Annotated in this window: 22 protein-coding genes; 20 read left to right on the forward strand and 2 right to left on the reverse strand. The window is 57.1% G+C overall.

From position 1 onward, the window contains the following. Position 1 precedes the first annotated feature (1 nt). The 10 genes from flgC (at position 2) to flgL (ending at position 9,476) form a co-directional block, all read left to right on the forward strand. Positions 2–406 (forward strand): flagellar basal body rod protein FlgC, encoded by a 405-nt coding sequence (flgC, locus tag AAE045_RS10270; RefSeq protein WP_455427749.1) that lies wholly within the window; start codon positions 2–4, stop codon positions 404–406. An 11-nt stretch (positions 407–417) separates the two neighbouring features. Next, positions 418–1,098: a flagellar hook assembly protein FlgD gene (gene flgD / locus AAE045_RS10275; protein ID WP_455547630.1), complete on the forward strand. Its 681-nt coding sequence runs from the start codon at positions 418–420 to the stop codon at positions 1,096–1,098. A gap of 26 nt (positions 1,099–1,124) precedes the next feature. Next, positions 1,125–2,378: a flagellar hook protein FlgE gene (gene flgE / locus AAE045_RS10280; RefSeq protein WP_455547631.1), complete on the forward strand. Its 1,254-nt coding sequence runs from the start codon at positions 1,125–1,127 to the stop codon at positions 2,376–2,378. Between the two features lie 20 nt (positions 2,379–2,398). Continuing rightward, positions 2,399–3,154 carry a flagellar basal body rod protein FlgF gene (locus AAE045_RS10285; RefSeq protein ID WP_455547632.1) on the forward strand — a complete coding sequence of 252 codons (756 nt, stop codon included), beginning with the start codon at positions 2,399–2,401 and terminating at the stop codon, positions 3,152–3,154. A gap of 30 nt (positions 3,155–3,184) precedes the next feature. Beyond that, positions 3,185–3,967, forward strand: a complete 783-nt coding sequence (gene flgG, locus AAE045_RS10290; protein WP_455427753.1) for a flagellar basal-body rod protein FlgG — start codon at positions 3,185–3,187, stop codon at positions 3,965–3,967. 53 nt (positions 3,968–4,020) lie between these two features. After that, positions 4,021–4,716 carry a flagellar basal body L-ring protein FlgH gene (locus AAE045_RS10295; RefSeq protein WP_455547633.1) on the forward strand — a complete coding sequence of 232 codons (696 nt, stop codon included), beginning with the start codon at positions 4,021–4,023 and terminating at the stop codon, positions 4,714–4,716. 12 nt (positions 4,717–4,728) lie between these two features. Further along, positions 4,729–5,823, forward strand: coding sequence for a flagellar basal body P-ring protein FlgI (locus AAE045_RS10300; RefSeq protein WP_455547634.1), 1,095 nt, complete (start codon positions 4,729–4,731; stop codon positions 5,821–5,823). Continuing rightward, positions 5,823–6,764, forward strand: coding sequence for a flagellar assembly peptidoglycan hydrolase FlgJ (gene flgJ, locus AAE045_RS10305; protein ID WP_455547635.1), 942 nt, complete (start codon positions 5,823–5,825; stop codon positions 6,762–6,764). Before AAE045_RS10300 ends, flgJ begins: the two co-directional genes overlap by 1 nt. Positions 6,765–6,839: 75 nt before the next feature. Beyond that, complete coding sequence (flgK, locus tag AAE045_RS10310; RefSeq protein ID WP_455547636.1) at positions 6,840–8,495, forward strand: flagellar hook-associated protein FlgK; 1,656 nt, start codon at positions 6,840–6,842, stop codon at positions 8,493–8,495. Positions 8,496–8,507: 12 nt separating this feature from the next. Beyond that, positions 8,508–9,476 (forward strand): flagellar hook-associated protein FlgL, encoded by a 969-nt coding sequence (gene flgL, locus AAE045_RS10315; RefSeq protein WP_455547637.1) that lies wholly within the window; start codon positions 8,508–8,510, stop codon positions 9,474–9,476. 154 nt (positions 9,477–9,630) lie between these two features. Here the strand turns inward: flgL and rne are convergent, their stop codons facing one another. After that, the gene (gene rne / locus AAE045_RS10320) at positions 9,631–13,005 is read right to left on the reverse strand and encodes a ribonuclease E (RefSeq protein WP_455547638.1); all 3,375 of its coding nucleotides are present in this window, start codon (positions 13,003–13,005) and stop codon (positions 9,631–9,633) included. 568 nt (positions 13,006–13,573) lie between these two features. Between rne and rluC the strand changes: the two genes are divergently transcribed. Further along, positions 13,574–14,533, forward strand: a complete 960-nt coding sequence (rluC, locus tag AAE045_RS10325) for a 23S rRNA pseudouridine(955/2504/2580) synthase RluC (protein ID WP_455427760.1) — start codon at positions 13,574–13,576, stop codon at positions 14,531–14,533. Between the two features lie 130 nt (positions 14,534–14,663). Here rluC and AAE045_RS10330 read toward each other — a convergent pair whose 3' ends face one another. Continuing rightward, positions 14,664–15,248 carry a Maf family protein gene (locus AAE045_RS10330; RefSeq protein WP_455547639.1) on the reverse strand — a complete coding sequence of 195 codons (585 nt, stop codon included), beginning with the start codon at positions 15,246–15,248 and terminating at the stop codon, positions 14,664–14,666. 142 nt (positions 15,249–15,390) lie between these two features. On the opposite strand from AAE045_RS10330, the gene yceD reads away from it, so the two are divergent. The 9 genes from yceD (at position 15,391) to pabC (ending at position 22,447) form a co-directional block, all read left to right on the forward strand. After that, the gene (yceD, locus tag AAE045_RS10335) at positions 15,391–15,912 is read left to right on the forward strand and encodes a 23S rRNA accumulation protein YceD (RefSeq protein WP_271128572.1); all 522 of its coding nucleotides are present in this window, start codon (positions 15,391–15,393) and stop codon (positions 15,910–15,912) included. Between the two features lie 16 nt (positions 15,913–15,928). Beyond that, positions 15,929–16,099 (forward strand): 50S ribosomal protein L32, encoded by a 171-nt coding sequence (gene rpmF, locus AAE045_RS10340; protein WP_202304884.1) that lies wholly within the window; start codon positions 15,929–15,931, stop codon positions 16,097–16,099. A gap of 13 nt (positions 16,100–16,112) precedes the next feature. After that, positions 16,113–17,147 (forward strand): phosphate acyltransferase, encoded by a 1,035-nt coding sequence (gene plsX, locus AAE045_RS10345; protein ID WP_455427762.1) that lies wholly within the window; start codon positions 16,113–16,115, stop codon positions 17,145–17,147. A 6-nt stretch (positions 17,148–17,153) separates the two neighbouring features. Further along, on the forward strand, positions 17,154–18,107 hold the full coding sequence (locus AAE045_RS10350) for a beta-ketoacyl-ACP synthase III (RefSeq protein ID WP_455547640.1): 954 nt from the start codon (positions 17,154–17,156) through the stop codon (positions 18,105–18,107). A 16-nt stretch (positions 18,108–18,123) separates the two neighbouring features. Further along, on the forward strand, positions 18,124–19,053 hold the full coding sequence (gene fabD, locus AAE045_RS10355; RefSeq protein WP_455547641.1) for an ACP S-malonyltransferase: 930 nt from the start codon (positions 18,124–18,126) through the stop codon (positions 19,051–19,053). A 13-nt stretch (positions 19,054–19,066) separates the two neighbouring features. Beyond that, entirely contained in the window at positions 19,067–19,801 is a 735-nt protein-coding gene (gene fabG / locus AAE045_RS10360; RefSeq protein WP_271128575.1) for a 3-oxoacyl-ACP reductase FabG, read from the forward strand. A gap of 154 nt (positions 19,802–19,955) precedes the next feature. Beyond that, complete coding sequence (gene acpP, locus AAE045_RS10365) at positions 19,956–20,192, forward strand: acyl carrier protein (RefSeq protein WP_034456161.1); 237 nt, start codon at positions 19,956–19,958, stop codon at positions 20,190–20,192. An 88-nt stretch (positions 20,193–20,280) separates the two neighbouring features. Next, positions 20,281–21,522 carry a beta-ketoacyl-ACP synthase II gene (fabF, locus tag AAE045_RS10370; protein WP_455427766.1) on the forward strand — a complete coding sequence of 414 codons (1,242 nt, stop codon included), beginning with the start codon at positions 20,281–20,283 and terminating at the stop codon, positions 21,520–21,522. A gap of 124 nt (positions 21,523–21,646) precedes the next feature. Next, positions 21,647–22,447, forward strand: coding sequence for an aminodeoxychorismate lyase (gene pabC, locus AAE045_RS10375; protein WP_455547642.1), 801 nt, complete (start codon positions 21,647–21,649; stop codon positions 22,445–22,447). Positions 22,448–22,457: the final 10 nt, after the last annotated feature.

Below are 22,457 nucleotides of genomic sequence, written 5' to 3' on the forward strand. Positions count from 1 at the left end.
CATGGCGTTACTGAATATTTTTGATATTGCCGGCTCGGCAATGACGGCCCAGTCCCAGCGCCTGAACGTGGCGGCCAGTAACCTGGCCAACGCCGACAGCGCCACGGGGCCGGACGGACAGCCCTACCGCGCCAAACAGGTCGTGTTTCAGGTCGACGCCGCTCCCGGCGCGCAGACCGGCGGCGTGAAGGTCAGTGAAGTCGTGGAAAGCCAGGATCCGGACCGCATGGTTTATCAGCCCGGTAACCCGATGGCGGATGCCAAAGGCTACGTGAAGATGCCGAACGTCGACGTGGTGGGTGAGATGGTGAACAGCATGTCCGCCTCGCGCAGCTACCAGGCCAACGTGGAAGTGCTCAACACCGTGAAGAGCATGATGTTGAAAACCCTGACTCTCGGTCAATAAAGGAGTAACGCATGTCTCTTGCCGTTAACGTAAACGATACCACCACCAGCGCCGCAACCAGTACTAACACCGGCACCAGCAGCCTGACGGGCAGCAGCGCTTCGGATCTGCAGGGCAGCTTCCTGACCCTGCTGGTAGCCCAGCTGAAAAACCAGGATCCGACCAACCCGATGCAGAACAACGAACTGACCACGCAGCTTGCGCAGATCAGCACGGTGAGCGGCATCGAAAAACTGAACACGACCTTAGGCTCCGTCTCCGGCCAGATCAGCAACAATCAGCAGGTTCAGGCCAGCACGCTGATTGGCCACGGCGTGATGATCCCCGGCAGCAAAATTCTCTCCGGCAGCGAAGCCACCACGCCGTTCGGCGTCGAGCTTCAGCAGGCCGCGGATAAAGTCACCGCAACGATTACCGACGCCAGCGGCAAAGTGGTGCGCACGATTGATATCGGCGCGCTGACCGCGGGCGTGCACACCTTTACCTGGGACGGCAGCATGACGGACGGCACCACCGCACCGGACGGCGCCTATAACGTGGCGATCAACGCCAGCAACGGCAGCACGCAGCTGGTCGCGCAGCCGCTTAACTTTGCCATGGTCAACGGCGTCACGCTCAGCAACGGCGCGACCCAGCTCGACCTCGGCACCTACGGCACCACCACCCTCGACCAAATCAGGCAGATCATTTAAGCCTTCAACCTTTGCAGGAGTAAGACATGGCCTTTTCTCAAGCGGTCAGCGGCCTGAATGCTGCGGCCACCAACCTGGACGTGATTGGTAACAACATTGCCAACTCCGCCACCTACGGCTTTAAAGCCGGTTCCGCCTCTTTTGCCGACATGTTTGCCGGTTCAAAAGTGGGCCTCGGCGTAAAAGTGGCGGGCATCACCCAGGACTTTAACGACGGCACCACCACCAACACCGGGCGCGGCCTGGACGTGGCTATCAGCCAGAACGGTTTCTTCCGCCTGGTGGATAGCGCGGGCTCCGTGTTCTACAGCCGTAACGGCCAGTTCAAGCTGGATGAAAACCGTAACCTGGTGAACATGCAGGGTTTACAGCTCACCGGCTACCCGGCAACCGGTACGCCGCCGACCATCCAGCAGGGTGCTAACCCGGTAGGCCTGTCCGTGCCGAATACGCTGATGGCGGCGAAAGCTACCTCGACGGCGGCTATGCAGGTCAACCTTAACTCCACCGACGCTAAGCCAGCCGTATCGCCGTTCAACCCGGCCGATGCTGATACTTATAACAAGAAAGGGACGGTGACGGTTTTCGACAGCCTCGGCAACTCCCATGACATGAACGTTTACTACGTCAAAACCACCGACAACAAGTGGGATGTCTACACCCAGGACTCCAGCATCAGCGGCGCGGGTTTCACTAAGGCTGCGCAGATGAGCTACAGCGACGCAGGCACCCTGACAGAAGTGCGGAATTACGACGCGACTGGCGCGCTGGACGCTAACCCCAACGCGCAGCCGCAAATCACGATCAATATGGCTTCGTTAAACGGTTCTGCTGCAGGCACCTTCGATCTGAGCTTCCTGAACTCCATGCAGCAGAACACCGGCTCCAACAACATCGTGGCGGTCAGCCAGAACGGCTATAAGCCGGGCGACCTGGTGTCCTACCAGATCAACGATGACGGCACCGTGGTCGGCAACTACTCCAACGAACAGACCCAGCTGCTGGGCCAGATCGTGCTGTCCAACTTCGCCAACCCTGAAGGCCTCTCTTCCGAGGGCGATAACGTCTGGTCGGCGAGCAACGCTTCCGGCGTGGCGCTGCTGGGCACGGCGGGCAGCGGTAACTTCGGTACGCTGACCAACGGCGCGCTGGAGTCTTCGAACGTGGACCTGAGTAAAGAACTGGTGAATATGATCGTCGCGCAGCGTAACTATCAGTCTAACGCGCAGACCATCAAAACCCAGGATCAGATCCTCAATACCCTGGTTAACCTGCGCTAAGCGCCTGACGGGACGGCTTAATGGATCACGCAATTTATACCGCCATGGGCGCGGCAAGCCAGACGCTGAACCAGCAGGCGGTGACGGCCAGCAACCTGGCCAACGCCTCAACGCCGGGCTTTCGCGCGCAGCTTACCGCGCTGCGTGCGGTTCCGGTAGAAGGGCTTTCACTGCCAACCCGTACCCTCGTCACCGCCTCTACGCCCGGGGTGGACATGAGCCAGGGCCAGCTGGATTACACCCAGCGCCCCCTCGACGTCGCCCTACAGCAGGACGGCTGGCTGGCGGTACAAAGTGCTGACGGCACCGAAGCCTACACCCGCAACGGCAGCATGCAGCGAAGCCCAACCGGCCAGCTCACCCTGCACGGTCAGCCCGTGATGGGAGACGGTGGCCCGATTGCCATTCCGGAAGGGGCGGAAGTCACCATCGCGGCCGACGGCACCATCTCTGCGCTTAACGCGGGCGATAACCCCAACACGGTTGCGCCGATTGGCAAGCTGAAGCTGGTTAAGGCTACCGCGCAGGAAGTGGTGCGCGGGGACGACGGCTTCTTCCGCCTGAACCCGACCGCCCTGGCCGCACGTGGCGCTACCCTGCAGGCCGACCCGACCATCAAAGTGATGCCGGGCGTGCTGGAAGGCAGCAACGTGAAGCCGGTGGAGGCCATGGCCGACATGATTGCCAGCGCCCGCCGCTTTGAGATGCAGATGAAGATTATCTCAAGCGTCGATGAAAACGAGCAGCGCGCCAACCAGCTGCTGTCGATGAGCTAAGCGCCCAGGCGTAACTAACAGGAAATCAACATGATCAGCTCTTTATGGATCGCCAAAACCGGTCTTGACGCCCAGCAAACCAACATGGATGTGATTGCCAACAACCTGGCAAACGTCTCCACCAACGGGTTTAAGCGTCAGCGCGCGGTATTTGAAGATCTGCTTTATCAGACCATTCGTCAGCCGGGCGCCCAGTCTTCCGAGCAGACTACGCTGCCTTCCGGCCTGCAAATTGGTACCGGCGTGCGTCCGGTTGCCACTGAACGTCTGCACAGCCAGGGCAACCTGTCCCAGACGAACAACAGCAAAGACGTGGCGATCAAAGGCGACGGCTTCTTCACGGTGCAGCTGCCGGACGGCTCGAACGCCTATACCCGCGACGGCTCGTTCCAGGTCGACCAGAACGGCCAGCTGGTGACCTCCAGCGGCTATCAGGTTCAGCCTGCGATCACTATCCCGGCGAACGCGCTGACCATCACCGTTGGCCGCGACGGTATCGTCAGCGTCACCCAGCAGGGCCAGGCGCAGCCCGTTCAGGTTGGTCAGCTTAACCTGACGACCTTCATGAACGATACCGGTCTGGAGAGCCTTGGGGAAAACCTCTATGCCGAAACCCAGTCATCCGGTACGCCGAATGAAAGTACGCCGGGGCTTAACGGCGCGGGGCTGCTGTATCAGGGCTATGTCGAAACCTCTAACGTCAACGTGGCGGAAGAGCTGGTCAACATGATCCAGGTCCAGCGCGCCTACGAAATCAACAGTAAAGCGGTCTCGACCACAGACCAGATGCTGCAAAAACTGACGCAGCTGTAAGATGCCTGCCGGCGCGTCCGCGCGCCGGCAGCTGAGACCTGAAGATGAAAGCAATGCAAAAACAACTGGTTCTTCGTCCCGCCATTGCCTGCCTGCTGCTGGCAACCGGCGGCTGCGCCCTGATCCCCACCAAACCGCTGGTTGAAGGGGCGACCACTGCCCAGCCGGTGCCCGGCCCTGCGCCTGTGATCAACGGCTCTATTTTCCAGACCGCGCAGCCGGTGAACTACGGCTATCAGCCGCTGTTTGAGGACCGTCGCCCGCGTAACGTAGGCGATACGTTGACCATCCAGCTTCAGGAAAACGTCAGCGCGAGCAAAAGCTCGTCGGCCAACGCCAGCCGCGATGGCAAAACTAATTTCGGCCTGGACGTCACGCCGCGCTACCTCGAAGGCCTGTTTGGCAACGACCGCGCGTCCATTGACGGCTCCGGCGGCAACAGTTTCAACGGCAAAGGCGGCGCCAATGCCAGCAACACCTTCAGCGGTACGCTTACCGTCACGGTCGATCAGGTGCTTGCCAACGGCAACCTGCACGTGGTGGGCGAAAAGCAGATCGCTATTAACCAGGGAACGGAGTTCATACGTTTCTCCGGTGTCGTGAACCCGCGCACCATCAGCGGCAGCAACAGCGTACCGTCCACCCAGGTGGCCGATGCCCGCATTGAATACGTCGGCAACGGCTATATCAACGAGGCGCAGAACATGGGCTGGCTGCAGCGTTTCTTCCTTAACCTGTCACCGATGTAAGTGGGGAATCACATGGTCAAATATTTAATCGGCATGCTGATGCTGGTGGCAACGCTGGCCCAGGCCGAGCGTATCCGTGACCTGACCAGCGTTCAGGGCGTGCGCGAGAACTCGCTGATCGGCTACGGGCTGGTGGTCGGCCTGGACGGCACCGGCGACCAGACGACGCAGACGCCATTCACTACCCAGAGCCTGAATAACATGCTCTCGCAGATGGGGATCACCGTTCCGGCCGGCACCAACATGCAGCTCAAGAACGTGGCCGCCGTTATGGTGACGGCAAAATATCCCGCGTTCGCGCGTTCCGGGCAGAACATCGACGTCGTGGTGTCCTCTATGGGTAACGCCAAAAGCCTGCGCGGCGGCACGCTGCTGATGACCCCGATGAAAGGGGTGGATAACCAGGTCTACGCGCTGGCGCAGGGTAACATTCTGGTAGGCGGTGCCGGGGCTTCCGCAGGCGGCAGCAGCGTGCAGGTTAACCAGCTTAACGGCGGACGCATCACCAACGGTGCGGTCATTGAGCGCGAGCTGCCGGGCACCTTCGGCCAGGGCAACGTTATCAACCTGCAGCTGAACGACGACGACTTCACGCTCGCCCAGCAAATCACCGACACCATCAACCGCGCCCAGGGCTACGGCAGCGCGTCCGCGCTGGATGCCCGCACCGTACAGATTCGTACCCCGAGCGGCAACAGCTCGCAGGTGCGCCTGCTGGCCGGCATTCAGAATCTTGAGGTCAACGTAGCGGTGCAGGATGCGAAAGTAATCATTAACTCCCGCACCGGCTCCGTAGTAATGAACCGCGAGGTGACGCTGGACAGCTGCGCGATTGCGCAGGGTAACCTGTCGGTCACCGTCAACCGCTCCGCGCAGGTCAGCCAGCCGGATACGCCGTTTGGCGGCGGTCAGACCGTGGTCACCCCGCAAACGCAAATCGATCTGCGCCAGAGCGGCGGGGCGATGCAGCGGGTTAACGCCAGCGCCAACCTGAATAACGTGGTGCGCGCGCTCAATACCCTTGGCGCGTCGCCGATGGAGCTGATGTCCATCATCCAGGCCATGCAGAGCGCGGGCTGCCTGCGTGCAAAAGTGGAAATCATCTGATGCTGAACGACACCCGGTCATTGGCCAGCGCCGCATGGGATGCCAGCTCTTTAAACGAGCTGAAAGCGAAGGTCGGCCAGGATCCGAAGGGTCACCTGAAATCGGTGGCCCGCGAAGTGGAAGGGATGTTCGTGCAGATGATGCTTAAAAGCATGCGCGAGGCGCTGCCAAAAGACGGCATTTTCAGCAGCGACTCAACGCGCATGTACACCAGCATGTACGACCAGCAAATTTCCCAGCAGCTCAGCAGCAAAGGGCTGGGCTTTGCGGACATGATGGTCAAACAGATGGGGGAAAACGCCGACCCGTCGGAAGAGGCGGGCAGGGTGCCGATGAAGTTTGATTTGCAGACGGTGACCAGCTTCCAGAACCAGACGCTGACTCAGATGGTGCGCCAGGCGGTGCCTAAGGCCCCGTCAAACGAAGAGCCCCTGAGCGGCGACAGCAAAGACTTCCTGGCCCAGCTCTCCCTCCCGGCGCGGCTGGCGAGCGAGCAAAGCGGCATTCCTCATCACCTGATTCTGGCGCAGGCCGCGCTGGAGTCCGGCTGGGGGCAGCGGCAGATCCTCACCAGCAGCGGCGAGCCGAGCTTCAATATTTTCGGCGTGAAGGCGACGAGCAGCTGGAAGGGACCGGTTGCGGAAATCACCACCACCGAATTTGAAAACGGCGAAGCGAAGAAGGTGAAGGCGAAATTCCGCGTCTACGGCTCTTATCTGGAGGCGCTTTCTGACTATGTCGGCATGCTGACCCGTAATCCTCGCTATGCCGCCGTCACCAGCGCGAGCACGCCAGAGCAGGGTGCCCAGGCGCTGCAAAACGCGGGCTACGCCACAGATCCGAACTACGCCCGCAAGCTGACGGGCATGATCCAGCAGCTGAAAGGCATGAGCGAGAAGGTCGCCAAAGCCTACGGTAACGATTTGTCCAAATTGTTCTGATTCGACTCAAGTCCTGCGGCGTGCTGCCGATACTATTCGACGGGACCCGTGACTATACGTGCTTAAGGAAAATCCATGTCCAGTAGCCTGATTAACAGTGCCATGAGTGGCCTGAGTGCTGCCCAGTCGGCACTGAACACCGTCAGTAATAACATTTCCAACTATAACGTCGCGGGCTACACCCGCCAGACGACGCTGCTCGCCCAGGCTAACAGTACGCTGGGCGCCGGTGGCTTTGTGGGTAACGGCGTCTACGTAAGCGGCGTGCAGCGTGAATATGACTCATTTATCACCAACCAGCTGCGCGGCGCGCAGAACCAAAGCAGCGGGCTGACAACGCAGTATCAGCAGATGTCGAAAATCGACGACATGCTGTCCGGCTCCACCAATACGCTCGCCACCACCATGCAGGATTTCTTTACCAGCCTGCAAACGCTGGTCAGCAACGCCTCTGATTCGGCGGCCCGCCAGGCGATGCTGGGAAAAGCGGACGGTCTGGTTAACCAGTTTAAGGTAACCGACCAGTATCTGCGTGACCAGGACAAGCAGGTCAACCTTGCCATCACCAGCAGCGTGGAGCAGATCAACAGCTACGCCAGCCAGATTGCCAACCTTAACGATCAGATCTCCCGCCTGAAGGGCGTGGGCGCAGGCGCATCCCCTAACGACCTGCTGGATCAGCGTGACCAGCTGGTCAGCCAGCTTAACCAGATTGTCGGCGTTGAAGTCAGCGTGCAGGACGGCGGCACCTACAACGTTTCAATCGCCAACGGCATTAACCTGGTGCAGGGTTCAACGGCAAACCAGCTGGCGGCCGTGCCGTCCAGCGCGGATCCGACCCGCACGACAGTAGCCTATGTAGATAAAGTTTCCGGCACCACGGAAATCCCGGAGAAGCAGCTTACTAACGGCTCTCTCGGCGGCCTGCTTGCCTTCCGCTCTCAGGATCTGGACAGCGCACGCAACCGTCTGGGCCAGCTGGCGCTTGCCTTCGGGACCGCGCTTAACGATCAGCATACCCAGGGTTACGACGCCAACGGCCACAAAGGCGAGGCGCTTTTCGATCTCGGTGGCCCGACGGTTATCGGCAACAGCAAGAACACTCCGGGAACCTCCCTCTCCGCAAACGTTGCCGACAGCACTAAAGTACAGGCCAGCGATTATAAAGTGACGTTCGACGGTACCGACTGGCAGGTGACCCGCCTGTCTGACAACGCCAAAATAAACCCGGGCGTTGCCGACGACGGCAGCGGCAACAAAAGCCTGAATTTTGACGGGCTGAAAATCGATATCAGCGGCGCGCCTGCTAAAAATGACAGCTTCACCGTCAAGCCGGTCAGCAACGTCATCGTTAATATGGACGTGGCTATCAGCGACGAAAGCGAGCTGGCGCTGGCAAGCGATCCGACCGCAGGCGAGAGCGATAACCGCAACGCCCAGGCGCTGCTTGATTTGCAGAGTGCGAAAGAGGTCGGCGGGAATAAATCGTTCAACGACGCTTATGCAAGCCTGGTCAGCGACGTCGGCAACAAGACGGCCAGCCTTAAAGTCACCAGCACCACCCAGAGCAACGTGGTCACGCAGCTGAGCAACCAGCAGCAGTCCATCTCCGGCGTCAACCTGGATGAAGAGTACGGCAACCTGCAGCGCTTCCAGCAGTACTACCTGGCGAATGCTCAGGTTTTACAGACCGCATCGTCGATGTTTGATGCCCTACTGGCCATTCGTTAACAGGAGCAACGTATGCGTATCAGCACCCAAATGATGTACGACCAGAACATGCGCGGCGTGACCAGTGCCCAGAGCGAATGGCTACGCTACGGCGAGCAGATGTCGACCGGCAAGCGCGTCAACCGTCCTTCCGACGACCCTATTGCCGCCTCGCAGGCGGTGGTGCTCTCTCAGGCTCAGTCGCAGAACAGCCAGTATGCGCTGGCGCGCACCTTCGCCACCCAGAAAGTCTCTCTTGAAGAGAACGTGCTGGGGCAGGTGACGACGGCAATCCAGAGCGCGCAGGAGAGAATTGTTAACGCCGGTAACGGTACCTTAAGCGATGATGACCGCGCGTCGCTGGCCACCGACCTTGAAGGGATCCGCAACCAGATCCTGAACCTGGCAAACAGCACCGACGGCAACGGCCGGTTTATCTTTGCCGGTTACAAAACCGAGAGCGCCCCGTTCGTGGAAAATGCGACGACGGGGAAGGTCGGCTATGAAGGGGGCAGCACCGGGATCACACAAACCGTAGACGCCGCCCGTACCATGACCATCGGCCATACCGGCAAAGAAGTTTTCAATTCGGTCACCAGCAATGCGGTGAAGGAGCCAAACGGCGATGCTTCAGAAACTAATCTGTTCGAAATGCTGGACTCGGCGATTGCCTCGCTGAAAACGCCGGTGGCAGATCTGGACGACGCGGGAAAGGCCGTACAGGCTGAAGTGATTGATAAAACCAACCGCGGCCTGAAAAACTCCCTCAACAACGTGCTGACCGTACGTGCGGAGCTTGGCACGCAGCTTAACGAGCTGGACAAGCTTGATTCGCTGGGGTCTGACAGGGCGCTGGGGCAAACTACCCAGATGAGTAACCTGGTGGACGTTGACTGGAACTCAACAATCTCTTCGTATGTGATGCAGCAGGCCGCGCTTCAGGCGTCCTATAAGGCCTTCAGCGATATGCAGGGGATGTCGCTGTTCCAGCTGAATAAGTAATCTTTTGTTGTTTGGGCGAGCCTGGAAACCGGCTCGCTTTCTCTGCCCGCTTCCGCACCCCGGAGCGGGCATTTTTTTGTCCTGCGCTCGGGAATAACAGCGATAAAAAAAGCCGGTCAGTTTCCTGACCGGCTTTTTAGCTTAGCGCTTTAGCTTAATCGACGCTTTGCGGACGAGTAGCTGGCGCGGTAGCCTGATGAGTGGCGCTGTGGCCACCTGCAGAACCACGACCGCTGAACTCATAGTCCGGGCGTACCCAGTCGCTATGGCGCGCTGGCTCTGGCGAGTAGTCCGGCGCCGGAGCGCGGGTCATTGGCGCAGTAGCATGCTTAACGGCGTGTACCGCAGCAGGGACTTCAGCAGCAACAGGTGCTGGTTTCGCCGCTGGAGCTGGCTCAGCCGCAGGTACTGGTTCAGTAACCGGAGCTGGTTCAGCCGCAGGTGCTGGTTCAGCAACCGGGGCAGGCGCAGCGACGGCTGGCTTGCTTTCTTCAACGGTAGCCACCGGTGCTTCTGGCGCAGCTTCTTCAACCACGACAGGCGCCTCTTCGGCGATTTCCACAGACTGTACCGGCTGCTCGCTGATCTCTTCCGCTGCCGGAGCCGCTTCTGCAATCACCTGTTCGGCCACGGCTTCATCCTGCTGCTCAACAATCTGAGGCTGTTCGGTAACCGGAGCGGCAATCACTTCCGGATGCGTGGTTTCGACAACAGGTGTCTCAACCGGCGCTTCCTGAACGACTGGCTCAGTCACGACAACTTCAGCCGGAGCCGCAACCTGCTGCTCAACTGCCGCAGCAATCGGGGCTACCTGCTCAACAGCATTCTCAGCCGCGTTGTTTTCCGCTGTGTTGCTCTGGAACTCTTCATGCGACGCAATTTCCGGGCGGGCAATCGGATACTGGATCCAGGCTTTACCGGAGGCAAGCTCTGGTGAAGCACAGGCAACGGTCAGCGGCATTGGTGACTGGGTTGGGTAACGCTCGTCACGGTAACGGCGACGACGCTGGCCGCTCACGCGCAGGTGGCGTGGAGAACGGCGTGAACGACGTGGCATACCGTTGGCATCGTTGCGCGTATCTACATTGTCATCCTGTTCTGCTGCCTGAGTTTCAACAACCGCTGGCAGTGGAATGGTGGCGACTTCTGTATGCGGTGCAACGGCTGCCGGTGCTGAGGACTCTTCCTGAGCTGCCAGTTCAAGCGCGGCGGCATTTGCCTGAGCGTTGGCGATGTCTTCAGCAGATTCGAAGCGCACTTTCTGGCTCAGCTGGCGCGGCTTGCGGCGCGGCATGTGCTGAACGCGTTCTTCCTGCTCGGACTCGACCTCAACGACTTCATCACGCTGCAGGGATTTAACTTCCTGCTGCGCCTGACGCTTGTCATCGCTACGGCGACGGTTGCGGTCGCGACGCGGCTGCTGCTCGTCACGTGACTTAGGCTTTTCAGCTTCTTCGGTGGCGACGTTCTGACGAACTTCACGCACTTCAGCATTTGGCTGCTGGCCCTGGCGACGATTGCGACGGTTTTCGTCACGATTCTCGCGCGGCTCACGTGCTTCACGCGGCTCGCGTGGTTCACGGGTTTCACGAGTTTCGCGATTGTCGCGGTTTTCACCACGGTTCTCACGGTCACCACGTTCACCGCGATTATTGCGATCGCCACGGTCACGGCGGTTGTTCTGACGGCGGTTGTTACGGCGATCCTGGCCCTGACGCTGGGTTTCGGTTTCTGCCGGTTTCTCGACCTTAACTTCTTTAGCTTCAGCTTCAGGTTCCGCAGCAAACATGTTTTTCAGCGCGCTGAAGAAGCGGCTAATCAGGCCAGGCTGAGCAGGGGTCTGAGGCTGGGCAGCAGCGGCTGGTTTCGCAGCGGCGGCCGGCGCGGCAGCTGGTGTAGTTTCCTGCGGCGCTGGCGGCACATCCGGCATCACGAAGGTGGCTAATGCTGGCTGTTCAGGACGTTTACGCTCGGCGTACTCTTCGTCAGAAGGCATTGCCATCTCTTCTTCATGCAGCTTCGGCAGCATGTAGCTGAGGGTCTTGGTCTCTTCGCCTTTGCGCACGCGCAGCACGGAGTAATGCGGGGTTTGCATCTGATCGTTAGGCACGATGACGGCTTTAACGCCGCCCTGACGGGTTTCAATGGCGCTTACCGCATCACGTTTTTCGTTCAGCAGGTAGGAAGCAATTGGCACCGGAACGATGGCGTGCACTTCCTGGGTGTTCTCTTTCAGCGCCTCTTCTTCAATCAGACGCAGAATGGAGAGGGCCATGGATTCGTTATCACGAACGGTGCCGGTACCGCTACAGCGTGGGCACACGTGGTGGCTTGACTCGCCCAGGGAAGGGGAGAGACGCTGACGGGACATTTCCAGCAGGCCAAAACGGGAGATATGGCTGATCTGGATACGCGCACGGTCCTGGCGCACCGCTTCACGCAGGCGGTTTTCAACCGCGCGCTGGTGGCGTACCGGGGTCATATCGATGAAGTCGATAACAATCAGACCGCCCAGGTCGCGCAGGCGGAGCTGGCGGGCGATTTCATCGGCGGCTTCAAGGTTGGTGTTGAACGCTGTCTCTTCGATATCGCCACCGCGGGTTGCGCGAGCGGAGTTGATGTCGATAGCGGTCAGGGCTTCGGTAGAGTCGATAACAATCGAGCCACCGGAAGGCAGACGGACTTCACGCTGGAAGGCGGATTCAATCTGCGATTCAATCTGGTAGTGGCTGAACAGCGGGATTTCACCGGTGTAGAGCTTGATTTTGCTGCTGAAGTCCGGACGACCCAGCGCGCCGATATGCTGGCGAGCCAGCTCGAGCACTTTCGGGTTATCGATGAGGATTTCACCGATGTCCTGGCGCAGATAGTCACGGAAAGCACGGACGATAACGTTGCTTTCCTGGTGGATCAGGAACGGAGCAGGGCGGTTTTCCGCCGCTTTCTGTATAGCTTCCCAGTGCTTGAGGCGGAAGCTCAGATCCCATTGCAGCGCTTCCGCGGATTTACCCACGCCGGCCGTGCGCACAATCAGACCCATGCCGTCCGGCAGCTCCAGCGAGGAGAGGGCTTCTTTCAGTTCGGTACGGTCATCACCTTCGATGCGGCGGGAGATACCACCGGCACGCGGGTTGTTTGGCATCAGAACCAGATAGCTACCGGCCAGGCTGATAAAAGTCGTCAGCGCCGCGCCTTTATTACCACGCTCTTCTTTATCAATCTGAACGATCACTTCCTGACCTTCGCGCAGAACATCTTTGATGTTCGGGCGGCCATGAGATGAATAGTTTGACGGGAAGTACTCGCGGGCGATCTCTTTCAGAGGCAGGAAACCATGACGTTCAGCGCCGTAATCAACAAATGCCGCTTCCAGACTTGGTTCAATACGCGTGATTTTTCCTTTATAGATGTTGGCTTTTTTCTGTTCGTGTCCCGGGCTTTCAATATCCAGGTCGTACAGGCGTTGCCCATCTACAAGGGCGACGCGCAACTCTTCTTGCTGAGTTGCGTTTATTAACATTCTCTTCATCGTAACTTACTCATTATTCTTACATTGGTAGATAAGCTACGGGCATGGTGACGCTGACCGGGAATGAACCGATGGCCTCGTGACTGATCGCACAGTCGCCAACCTCACGGTTGTCGCTTGCTGAGAGGCGCAAAGTGTCGGTAGCCTGTATTTCATACGGAAATACAGCGCAATTATCGTGGGAATAACCTTAGAATATTTCTTAAGAGTTGATTCCATTTTACCGGTCAGGCTGCAACCCGCAGCCCGCTAACTGCCTGAAAGTACAAAACGTCTTACGCCATTGCTGCGTGGATGAACATTCAGGCAAAACTGGTAATTCCGCAAAGTTCCTGTTCTGACAAGTCTTAACACGGAAAACCGCAACATTATTCCATTGCTAAGCTTGTTATAGCAAGGTGACTTTTGCCTTTGATGCCTCGTTTCTTACAGTTTTTTAACCCGCAGTTTTTCAATTTGTACAGAAAATGAATAAAAGCAGGTTAAGTTGTGATAAATGAGGCTGAAGTCAGTTAAGCACATAAAAATGAGTGGCGCTATGCGCGTGCGCTAATTAGAATCGCCGACCATGAAAACGCAGACTCCATCTCCTTCAGTACAAATCGTTGCTATTTCCGCCGATGAGGCCGGGCAGCGTGTCGACAACTTTTTGCTTGCCCGGCTCAAGGGCGTGCCAAAAAGCATGATTTATCGCATTTTGCGTAAGGGTGAAGTGCGCGTGAATAAAAAACGCGTCAAGCCCGAGTACAAATTAGAGGATGGCGATCAGCTTCGCATCCCGCCGGTGAGAGTGGCCGAACGTGAAGAGGTGCAGGTCTCTCCCCATCTTCAGAAAGTGGCGGCGCTTACCGATGCCATCCTCTATGAAGATGACCATATCCTGGTGCTCAACAAACCTTCGGGCACCGCCGTTCACGGCGGCAGCGGCCTGAGCTTTGGGGTGATCGAAGGATTGCGCGCTCTGCGCCCGGAAGCCCGTTTCCTGGAGCTGGTGCACCGCCTCGACCGCGATACATCAGGGATCCTGCTGGTGGCCAAAAAGCGTTCCGCGCTGCGTTCGCTGCATGAGCAGCTGCGTGAGAAGGGCATGCAGAAAGATTATCTGGCGCTGGTTCGCGGCCAGTGGCAGTCGCACATCAAGGTTGTTCAGGCACCGCTGCTAAAAAACATCCTGCAAAGCGGTGAGCGTATTGTGCGTGTGAACAGCGAGGGCAAGCCTTCCGAAACCCGCTTTAAGGTGGAAGAGCGCTATGAGTTTGCAACCCTGGTACGCTGCAGCCCTGTGACTGGCCGTACGCACCAGATTCGTGTGCATACCCTGCATGCCGGGCATCCCATCGCCTTCGATGACCGCTACGGTGACCGCGAGTTCGACAAACAGCTGAACGGTACCGGGCTTAGCCGCCTCTTCCTGCACGCTGCCGCGTTGAAATTCACCCACCCGAATACCGGTGAAGTGATGCGCGTTGAAGCGCCGATGGACGATGAGCTGAAGCGCTGCCTTACCGTCCTGCGCAAAACGGCCTGATCAGAAGCTCCCGCCCGGGAGCTTTTTTTATGCCCACTTACCGGTGGATGGCGCTGTCGCTTATCCACCCTACAAAACCCGTCCCGTAGGCCGGATAAGCGCAGCGCCATCCGACAATTTTCCGACAAACTTACTGCCCCAGTGGATTGCACCCCTCGTTTCGCAACATCTCGCACAGGCTGATAAGCGGCAGGCCAATTAGCGTATTGGGATCGCGTCCCTCAAGCCTTTCGAACAGCGCTATGCCTAATCCCTCGCACATAAAGCTCCCCGCGCACTGCAGCGGCTGCTCTTTGCGTACGTAGGCGCGAATCTCTTCCTCGCTCAGATGGCGGAAGTGGACGTCAAATGGTTCACAGGCGGTCTGCAACTGGCCGTTCTCTGAGTTATAGAGGGCAAGTCCAGTGTAGAAGGTCACAATGCTGCCACGCGCCTGCATCAGCTGGGCGACAGCGTTCTCTTCGGTGTGCGGCTTGCCGGTAATTTTATTCTCCAGGACGCAAACCTGATCCGATCCAATAATAAGATGGGAAGGGTAGTCCTCTTTTAACGCCTGAGCTTTCGCCTGAGCCAGCCTCGTGACCAGTTCACGCGCGCTCTCGCCGGGCCGGGGTGTTTCATCAGTAAGCGGTGAGGCCGTTATAAAAGGCATACCAAGCTTCTCAAGCAGCGCACGGCGGAAGGGAGAAGTTGAAGCCAGCACAATAGGTTTCATATTTTTTTCATTAAAGATAGCGAATTGGATAAAGGCATTTTAAACTGTGCCACCGCAATGTGTGCGAATAAATGGCGAAAGGCGCTGTTATGAGGCCTTTTTCTTTGACTCTATGACGTTACAAAGTTAATATGCGCGCCCTATGCAAAAGGTAAAATTACCCCTGACTCTCGATCCGGTTCGTACGGCTCAAAAACGCCTTGATTACCATGGTGTGTATACACCTGAACAGGTAGAGCGCGTCGCCGAATTTGTGGTCAGTGTAGACAGTGATGTGGAATGCGATATGCGGTTTGCTATCGACGAACAACGCCTCGCGGTTTTAACCGGTGATGCGAAGGTCTCGTTAACACTCTCATGTCAGCGTTGCGGGAAGCCGTTTGCGCATCAGGTCTACACGCAGTATTGTTTTAGCCCGATCGTCAAAGACGAGCAGGCTGAAGCACTCCCGGAAGCGTATGAGCCAGTTCAGGTTAACGAATTTGGCGAAATCGATCTTCTGGCGGTGGTAGAAGATGAAATCATCCTCTCCCTGCCGGTGGTTCCGGTGCATGATTCTGAACACTGTGAAGTGTCCGAGGCGGACATGGTCTTTGGCAAACTGCCTGCAGAGGCGGAGAAACCAAACCCATTTGCCGTATTAGCCAGTTTAAAGCGTAAGTAATTGAGGAGTAAGGTCCATGGCCGTACAACAGAATAAACCAACCCGTTCCAAACGTGGCATGCGTCGTTCCCATGACGCGCTGACCACCAGCACCCTGTCCGTGGACAAAGTTTCTGGCGAAACTCATCTGCGTCACCACATGACTGCCGACGGTTTCTACCGCGGCCGCAAGGTTATCGTTAAGTAATCCTGACGATACCTTGACACGTCTAACCCTTGCGTTAGATGCCATGGGTGGGGACTTCGGTCCTTCCGTGACAGTGCCTGCAGCATTGCAGGCACTGGACTCTAACTCCCAGCTAAGCCTTCTCCTGGTCGGTTGCCCCGACACCATCACGCCATTACTTGCCAAAGCTGATTTTGATAAACGTTCGCGTCTGCAGATTATTCCTGCGGAATCGGTTATTGCCAGTGATGCCAGGCCGTCGCAAGCGATCCGCAACAGTCGCGGTTCTTCTATGCGGGTGGCGCTTGAATTGGTCAAAGAGGGGCGGGCAGAAGCCTGCGTCAGTGCCGGGAATACCGGCGCGCTGATGGGGCTGGCGAAATTATTGCTCAAGCCCATTGAGGGAATTGAGCGTCCGGCGCTGATGACGGTGTTGCCGCATCAGCAAAAGGGCAAAACGGTAGTATTAGATCTCGGAGCCAACGTCGACTGCGACAGCAATATGCTGGTGCAGTTTGCCATTATGGGCTCCGTGATGGCGGAAGAAGTGCTGGGCGTGGTGAATCCTCGCGTGGCGCTGCTGAACATCGGTGAAGAAGAGACCAAAGGTCTCGACAGCATTCGCGATGCCTCCGCATTATTAAAAACAATGCCTTCTATCAACTATATTGGTTATCTTGAAGCCAACGAACTGTTGACCGGAAAAACGGATGTCCTGGTGTGCGACGGGTTTGTAGGAAACGTCACGCTCAAGACGATGGAAGGGGTTGTCAGGATGTTCCTTACCCTGCTCAAATCACAGGGCGAAGGGAAAAAAAGGTCGTGGTGGCTGATTTTATTGAAGCGTTGGTTACAAAAGCATCTGACCAGGCGATTCAGTCACCTCAACCCCGACCAGTATAATGGCGCCTGTCTGTTAGGATTGCGCGGCACCGTGATCAAGAGCCACGGTGCGGCCAATCAGCGAGCGTTTGCTGTCGCGATTGAACAGGCAGTGCAGGCGGTGAGGCGGCAAGTTCCGGTAAGGATTGCCGCTCGCCTGGAATCTGTATTACCCAAGAGTGACTGAGCGTACATGTATACGAAGATTATTGGTACGGGCAGCTACCTGCCCGAACAAGTGCGGACTAACGCCGACCTGGAAAAAATGGTGGATACCTCTGACGAGTGGATTGTCACCCGTACAGGTATTCGTGAACGCCGAATCGCCGCGCCTGACGAAACCGTTGCCACAATGGGTTTCCAGGCTGCGACCCGCGCCCTTGAAATGGCCGGTGTTGATAAGTCACAGATTGGCTTAATCATCGTCGCGACGACGTCTTCGACGCACGCGTTTCCAAGCGCCGCCTGCCAGGTGCAGAGCATGCTGGAAATCAAAGGCTGCCCGGCATTTGACGTTGCGGCCGCATGCGCAGGCTTTACCTATGCGCTGAGCATCGCCGATCAGTACATCAAAAATGGTGCGGTAGATTACGCGCTGGTGATCGGTGCTGACGTGCTGGCTCGCACGCTCGATCCAAACGATCGTGGCACAATTATTCTGTTTGGCGATGGTGCCGGTGCGGTCCTGCTTGGCAGGAGCGAAGAGCCGGGCATCTTGTCAACACATCTGCATGCTGACGGCAGTTACGGTGAATTGCTGACGCTGCCAAACCAGGACCGTTTCGATCCGTCCAAACCGTCCTACGTGACGATGGCCGGTAACGAAGTGTTCAAAGTTGCCGTAACTGAACTGGCCCACATCGTTGATGAAACCCTGACGGCGAACAACCTCGATCGTTCCGATCTCGACTGGCTGGTGCCGCATCAGGCCAACCTGCGCATTATCAGCGCGACGGCGAGAAAGCTGGGAATGTCGATGGACAACGTTGTGGTGACGCTGGACAGGCACGGTAATACCTCTGCGGCCTCCGTGCCGGCAGCGCTGGACGAAGCGGTACGTGATGGTCGCATTCAACGCGGTCAGCTGGTGCTGCTTGAGGCGTTCGGCGGCGGCTTTACCTGGGGTTCGGCACTGGTTCGTTTTTGATTAAAGGAATGAGAAAATGACGCAATTTGCTTTTGTTTTCCCGGGACAGGGTTCTCAGAACGTCGGAATGCTGGCAGAGTTAGCCGCCGCGTATCCGATTGTTGAAGATACTTTCCGTGAAGCTTCAGACGCGCTGGGCTACGATCTCTGGGCGCTGGTGCAAAACGGCCCGGCCGAAGAGCTGAATAAAACCTGGCAGACTCAGCCAGCGCTGCTGGCGGCCTCCGTTGCGATTTATCGCGTCTGGCAGCAGCAGGGCGGTAAAACCCCAGCGCTGATGGCAGGTCACAGCCTGGGTGAATATTCTGCTCTAGTGTGCGCAGGCGTAATCAACTTTGCCGACGCTGTTCGTCTGGTAGAACTGCGTGGCAAACTGATGCAGGAAGCGGTGCCGGAAGGCACCGGCGGCATGTCTGCTATTATCGGTCTGGACGATGCTTCCATCGCTAAAGCCTGTGAAGAAGCGGCGCAGGGGCAGGTTGTCTCCCCGGTCAACTTCAACTCTCCGGGCCAGGTTGTGATTGCGGGTAACAAAGAAGCCGTTGAACGTGCGGGCGCCGCTTGTAAAGCCGCTGGTGCAAAACGTGCTCTTCCTTTACCTGTCAGCGTGCCGTCACACTGCGCGCTGATGAAGCCTGCGGCAGACAAACTTGCCGTTGCGCTGGAAAATATTACCTTCAACGCGCCAGCCGTTCAGGTTGTGAACAACGTTGATGTGAAGTGCGAAACTTCACCGGAGGCGATTCGTAGCGCGCTGGTACGCCAGCTCTACAGCCCGGTGCAGTGGACCAAATCTGTAGAATTTATGGCGGCACAGGGCGTGACCCAGTTGCTGGAAGTCGGCCCAGGTAAAGTCCTGACCGGCCTGACTAAACGTATTGTTGACACCCTGACCGCAGCGGCCATTAACGAGCCTGCTTCCCTGTCAGCGGCGCTTGAGCAATAAAACGAGGAAGACCATGAGTTTTGAAGGAAAAGTTGCGCTGGTAACCGGCGCAAGCCGTGGTATCGGCCGTGCGATCGCAGAGACCCTGGTGGCTCGCGGCGCAAAAGTAATTGGTACTGCGACAAGCGAAAGCGGTGCGCAGGCCATCAGTGACTATTTAGGCGCGAACGGCAAAGGTTTTATGCTGAACGTGACCGATCCGGCCTCTATCGAGTCGGTTCTGGAAAATATTCGTGCAGAATTTGGCGAAGTGGACATTCTGGTCAATAATGCCGGTATCACTCGTGATAACCTGCTGATGCGCATGAAAGATGCCGAGTGGGACGATATCATCGAAACCAACTTGTCATCAGTTTTCCGTCTGTCAAAAGCGGTAATGCGAGCTATGATGAAAAAGCGTCATGGTCGTATTATCACTATCGGTTCTGTGGTTGGTACCATGGGAAATGCTGGTCAGGCCAACTACGCTGCGGCGAAAGCAGGCTTGATCGGTTTCAGTAAATCACTGGCGCGCGAAGTGGCGTCCCGTGGTATTACTGTAAACGTTGTTGCTCCGGGCTTTATTGAAACGGACATGACGCGTGCGCTCTCTGACGATCAGCGTGCGGGTATCCTGGCGCAGGTTCCAGCGGGTCGCTTAGGTGACGCAAAAGAAATCGCCAGTGCAGTAGCATTTTTAGCTTCTGACGAGGCCGGGTACATCTCTGGTGAGACCCTGCACGTCAATGGCGGAATGTACATGGTTTAACCACGATTAAAATTATTTGCGTTATTTGGGCGAATGCCCGCAAAATAGCGTAAAATCGTGGTACGACCTGCCGGGATTTAGTTGCATCTTTTTCAACATTTTATACACTACGAAAACCATCGCGAAAGCGAGTTTTGATAGGAAATTTAAGAGTATGAGCACTATCGAAGAACGCGTTAAGAAAATCATTGGCGAACAACTGGGTGTTAAGCAGGAAGAAGTCATCAACTCCGCTTCCTTCGTTGAGGACCTGGGCGCTGATTCTCTTGACACCGTTGAGCTGGTAATGGCTCTGGAAGAAGAGTTTGATACTGAGATTCCGGACGAAGAAGCTGAGAAAATCACTACCGTTCAGGCTGCCATTGATTATATCAACGGTCACCAGGCGTAAGTGAACATCTCCAGGCGGTCATTCGACCGCCTGAGTTTTATCTGATTGTCCCACAAGTCCCAATTTTTTCCCTCCCTGGAGGACAAACGTGTCTAAGCGTCGTGTAGTTGTGACCGGACTGGGCATGTTGTCTCCTGTCGGCAATACCGTAGAGTCTACCTGGAGTGCTCTCCTTGCCGGTCAGAGTGGCATCAGCCTGATCGACCATTTCGATACTAGCGCCTATGCAACGAAATTTGCTGGCTTAGTAAAGGATTTTAACTGTGATGACATTATCTCGCGCAAAGAACAGCGCAAGATGGATGCCTTCATTCAATATGGAATTGTTGCTGGCCATCAAGCCATGCTGGATTCTGGGCTTGAAGTAACGGAAGAGAATGCAACCCGTATTGGTGCCGCTATCGGTTCTGGTATTGGTGGTCTGGGTCTTATTGAAGAGAACCACACCTCGCTGGTTAACGGTGGTCCACGTAAGATCAGCCCGTTCTTCGTACCCTCTACTATCGTGAATATGGTGGCAGGTCACCTGACCATTATGTTTGGTCTGCGTGGTCCGAGCATTTCCATTGCCACGGCGTGTACCTCTGGTGTGCATAACATCGGCCATGCTGCCCGTATCATCGCCTATGGCGATGCAGACGCGATGCTTGCCGGTGGCGCAGAGAAAGCCAGTACGCCGCTGGGCGTCGGTGGTTTTGGTGCAGCGCGTGCGCTCTCCACCCGCAACGACAACCCGCAAGCGGCAAGCCGCCCGTGGGATAAAGACCGTGACGGCTTCGTGCTGGGTGACGGCGCAGGCGTTATCATGGTCGAAGAATACGAGCATGCTAAAAAGCGCGGCGCTAAAATCTACGCGGAAATCGTCGGTTTTGGTATGAGCAGCGATGCCTACCACATGACGTCTCCGCCGGATACCGGCGCAGGGGCAGCACTGGCGATGGAAAATGCTCTGCGTGATGCGGGTATTGCTCCGGGCCAGATTGGCTATGTTAACGCGCACGGCACTTCAACGCCTGCCGGTGACAAAGCTGAAACGCAGGCCGTTAAGTCTATCTTTGGTGCCGATGCCAGCCGCGTGATGGTTAGCTCAACCAAGTCGATGACCGGTCACCTGTTAGGTGCCGCAGGGGCGGTAGAGTCCATCTACTCCATCCTTGCGCTGCGCGATCAGGCTGTTCCGCCTACCATCAACCTCGATAACCCGGATGAGGGCTGTGACCTGGACTTTGTTCCACACGTTGCTCGCCAGGTGTCCGGGATGGAGTACGCGCTGTGTAACTCCTTCGGTTTTGGTGGCACAAACGGTTCTCTGATCTTCAAAAAGATCTAAACCGTCCCCATAAAGGGCTCGCTTGCGGGCCCTTTATGCATTTCGGCCCACGCTTCAGACTTCCCCCCTTGCTGCTTTTTCCCCGTACTGGCACCCTTACGCCATCAGACACCGAGGAACCGCTATGTATTTAATCAATGGACAGTGGCAGACGACGCTCCCGGCAAACGATCGTGCGGTGCAGTTTGGTGACGGCTGCTTTACCACGGCGGCGGTGAACAACGGCCGGGTCAGGTTCATCGACCAGCATATCCGTCGCTTACAGCTTGCCTGTAAGACCCTGATGCTTTCGTTTACGGACTGGCTGATGCTGAGAGAAGAAATGCAGCAGCTCGCCGCGCGTGAGGGGCAGGCGGTACTCAAGGTGATAATCACTCGTGGAGCGGGGGGGCGAGGCTACAGCGCGGCCCAGTGTGAACATCCCACGCGTATACTTGGCGTCTCGCCATTTCCAGCTTTTTACGCTGAGTGGCAGCAGCAAGGGATTACCCTTGCGCTCAGCCCTATCTGCCTTGGTGTAAACCCCAGCCTGGCAGGTATAAAACATCTGAATCGCCTTGAGCAGGTCCTGATCCGTACGCATCTTGAACAGACGCCCGCCAACGAGGCGCTGGTCCTTGACAGTGACGGGTGGCTTACGGAATGCTGTGCGGCTAATTTATTCTGGCGTAAAGGGGAAAGGGTGTTTACCCCTTATGTCGATCGCGCGGGGGTTAACGGTACGATGCGGCAGCATATTATTGCCACGCTGGCGGATTCCGGCCGACGGGTGCAGGAAGTGCGGGAGCGGGTAGAAACTCTTGCGGACGCCGATGAAATTGTTATCTGTAACGCCCTGATGCCGGTTGTACCAGTAAAACAGGCGCAGGCATGGAGCTACAGCTCGCGCGAGCTTTATCATTATTTAGCGCCACTTTGTGAGTAAACGATTACCG

The sequence above is a fragment of the Dryocola clanedunensis genome, from assembly GCF_038405435.1.
Taxonomy (GTDB): domain Bacteria; phylum Pseudomonadota; class Gammaproteobacteria; order Enterobacterales; family Enterobacteriaceae; genus Dryocola; species Dryocola clanedunensis_A.